1 protein-coding gene is annotated in these 3988 nt (G+C 69.0%); it reads right to left on the bottom strand.

Annotated features, from left to right (window positions below):
* The coding region (locus tag LDL48_RS43095; protein WP_225260991.1) for a type I polyketide synthase at positions 1-3919 on the bottom strand (3919 nt) is incomplete at its 3' end.
* Positions 3920-3988 lie beyond the last annotated feature (69 nt).

The following is a 3988-nucleotide window of genomic DNA, read 5'->3' as shown; positions in this document are numbered from 1 at the left end:
AGGCCTGCACCACCTCCAACGCCGCGAACACATCACCCGGACGAACCACCTCCCACCCCTGCTCCACACCCACACCCGGACGCCCCACCGACACCCACTGCACACCAAACAACGAATCCACAGACCGAGCAGCCTGCCGCAACACCTCCGGCGCGAAAACACGCAACCGCAAACCCTCAGCCGTCAAGACGGGTTGACCGGCCGGGTCGAAAGCCTCGATCGCGACCGTGTCGTCGCCGGTCGGGCTCAGCCGCACACGCAGTGTCTGCGCACCGGTGGCATACAGGCGGACACCCTCCCAGGCGAACGGCAACCGCTGCCCGTCAGGACCATCACCGAAGAACAACGCGTGCAACGCCGCGTCCAGCAACGCCGGATGCAGACCGAAACGCCCCGCCTCATCCGCGACAGGCAACGACACCTCAGCGAAAATGTCCCCGCCGCTACCACGCCACACCCGGCGCAAACCCTGGAACTGCGGACCATAACGGAACCCCGACCCGGCCAGCCCCGCATACAAACCATCGACAGACGCCTCGACACCCTCGGGCGGCCACGACCCCGTCATCTGCCGGCCAGCACCATCACCGGCCGCTCCCAGAACACCCGTCGCGTGCACCGTCCACGCCGCGTCACCGTCATCAGGACGCGAATGCACCGTCACACCACGACGACCATCACCATCCACACCACCCACCGTCACCTGCACCACCACCGCGGCATCCCCGTCAAACACGACCGGAGCCCGCATCGTCAACTCTTCAACCACCCCACAACCAGCCTCATAACCCGCCAACATCGCAAGCTCCAACAAGGCCGTACCAGGCAACAACACCGCCCCAGCAACCTCATGATCAACCAACCACGGATGCGTAACACTCGACAACCGCCCCGTAAACACAAACCCACCATCACCAGCCAACCCCACACCCGCACCAATCAACGGATGCACAGTCCCCAACAACCCCATCGCAAGGGTGTTCCGCGGACTGCCGGCCGGACGCGGCCAGTACCGCTGCCGCTGGAACCGGTACGTCGGCGCCTCCACCAACGTGGCGCCGGTCCCGGCGAAGAACGCCGTCCAGTCCACGCCACCACCGGCGGCCCAGTACCGGCTTACGGCGGAAACCACATCGGTGTTGCCGCGGCGCGAGACGGGGATCACCAGAGCCTCGTCGCGGATCTGCGCGACGGCCGGGATCAGGGCGGCGTCCGGGCCGATCTCGAGGAACGCGGTCGCGTCAGCAGCGGCCACGTCGTCGGCGAACCGGACCGTGTCCCGGACGTGCCGCACCCAGTACTCGGGGTCCGTCACGTCCTTGACCAGCGGGATCGACGGCTCGTGGAACGTCAGCGTGGTGACCACCGCGCGGAACTCGTCGAGCATCGGGTCCATCAGCGAGGAGTGGAACGCGTGCGAGACGTCCAGGCGGCGGGTCTTGGCGAACTTCGCCGCCACCGCCTCGACCTTGTCGACCGGCCCGGCGATCACCACCGACCGCGGCCCGTTCACCGCGGCGATGTCCACGTCCTCGCCGGCGAGTTCGGCCTCGGTGGCCTGGATCGCGATCATCGCGCCGCCGGCCGGCAGGGCCTGCATCAGACTGCCCCGCGCCGCGACGAGACGGCAGGCGTCCTCCAGACTCCACACCCCGGCGCAGTAGGCCGCCGCGACCTCACCGATCGAGTGACCGATTAGCACGTCCGGGTGGACGCCCCACGATTCGAGGAGGCGGAACATGGCCACCTCGAACGCGAACAACGCGGCCTGGGTGAACCGGGTCTGGTCCAGCTGCTCGTCGACGTCCAGCAGCGGCAGCTCGAACTGCGCGCAGATCTCGTTGAACGTGTCCGCAAACACGGGGTAGGTGTCGTAGAGGTCGCGGCCCATGCCCGGCCACTGCGCACCCTGACCGGTGAACAAGAAGGCGGTCCGCTGCTCGGAAGCGACCATCGGTGGGGCAAGCTCTCTTACGCCCACCGCATAGCTTCGAACCGGCAGCGCGGTCCGGCCGGTGGCCAGGGTGAATGCCACGTTCAGGTCGACGTGATCCGGCATCGCCAGGGCGGCTTCATCCCGCGCCGAGAGCAGTACCGGTGGTGCGGGCAGCTCGCGCGTCGGCGCTGCGGCAGCGGCCGGGGCCGGCGGTTCTTCAATCAGTACGTGAGCGTTGGTGCCGCTGATTCCGAAGCTGGAGACACCCGCCCGGCGCGGCCGATCTGCCCGGTCCCACGGCTCGGCGTCCCGGACCAGCCGGACCGCACCGGACTCCCAATCCACGTGCGACGACGGCGCATCCACATGCAGCGTGGCGGGCACCGTGTCGTGACGCAACGCCATCACCATCTTGATGATGCCGGCGACGCCGGCTGCGGCCTGGGTGTGGCCGATGTTCGACTTCACCGACCCCAACCGCAGCGGCGTCTCCCGCTCCTGACCGTAAGTGGCCAACAGGGCCTGCGCCTCGATCGGATCACCCAACGACGTGCCGGTGCCGTGACCCTCCACCACATCCACATCGGCGGGGTTCAGACCGGCGTTGGCCAGCGCCTGGCGGATCACCCGCTGCTGCGACGGACCATTCGGCGCGGTCAGGCCGTTCGACGCGCCGTCCTGGTTGACGGCGCTGCCCCGCACCACGGCGAGGATCGGGTGCCCGTGACGCCGGGCGTCGGAGAGCCGCTCGACCAGGAGCAGACCCGCGCCTTCACCCCAGCCGACACCGTCGGCGCTGTCGGAGAACGCCTTGCACCGGCCGTCGACCGACAGGCCACGCTGGCGGGAGAACCCGACGAACGTCGCCGGGGTCGCCATGACGGTGACTCCACCGGCCAACGCCAGGTCACACTCACCCGAGCGCAGGGCCTGCACCGCCAGGTGCAACGCCACCAGCGACGACGAACACGCGGTGTCGACCGTGACCGCGGGGCCCTCGAGTCCGAACGTGTACGACAGTCGGCCGGACGCGACACTGCCCGTGGCACCGGAGCCGACCGTGCCCTCGGCTTCGGCGGTGTCGACCAGCAGGTCGGCGTAGTCGTGATACATCACGCCGGTGAACACCCCGGTCGCCGACCCCTTCAACGAGCCGGCGTCGATCCCGGCCCGTTCGAACGTCTCCCACGCCGTCTCCAGCAACAACCGCTGCTGCGGATCCGTGCCCAGCGCCTCGCGCGGAGACATCCCGAACAACGACGGATCGAAGTTGCCTGCGTCGTAGAGGAAGCCACCATGGCGGGTGTAACTGGTGCCTGGATGCTCCGGGTCGGGGTCGTAGACGTCGGCCCAGCCCCGGTCAGGCGGGAACTCGCCGACCGCGTCCACGCCATCACGCACCAGATCCCACAGCTGTTCCGGCGAGGACACCCCGCCGGGGAACCGGCAGGCCATCGATACGATCACCACGGGTTCGTCGTCGGTGCGCACCGCACGGGTGGTGATCTGCTTGCCGGGGCCGCCGCTGACCTTGTCGAGGAGGAACTCGGCGAGGGTCTGCGCCGTCGGGTAGTCGAACACCAACGTCGCCGGCAGACGCACGCCGACCGCGTTCTGCAGCCGGTTACGCAGGTCGATCGCGGTCAGCGAGTCCACACCCAGCTCGGTGAAGGTCTGCTGCGCGCCGACACCACGGCTGTCGGGATAGCCCAGCACCGCCGCGGCCTGTTGCCGGACCAACTGCACCAACGCCGCCTGACGTTCGGTGTCGTCCAGGCCGGTGAAACGTCCCGCGTCACCGCCACCAGCCAGGGTGGGACGGGCCCGGACCAAAGAACGCAGCAGCGGTGGTACCGCGTCACGCGGCACCGCCTTCAGATCCAGGCGCGTCGGGACCAGCAACGCCCGGTCGTGCCGAAGAGCCGCGTCGAACAACTCCAGACCCTGCTCGGCACTCAGACCGGTCCCCCGGCCGGTGCCCATCCCCAACTCGTCCCACATACCCCAGGCCAGCGACACCCCCGGCCGGCCCGCGGCCCGACGCCTGGCCAC

The sequence above is a fragment of the Jidongwangia harbinensis genome, from assembly GCF_020216025.1.
In the GTDB taxonomy this organism is placed as follows: Bacteria; Actinomycetota; Actinomycetes; order Mycobacteriales; family Micromonosporaceae; genus Actinoplanes; species Actinoplanes harbinensis.
Note: the sequence above shows the minus strand (reverse complement) of the source record. Positions and strands in the feature narration are given on the sequence as shown.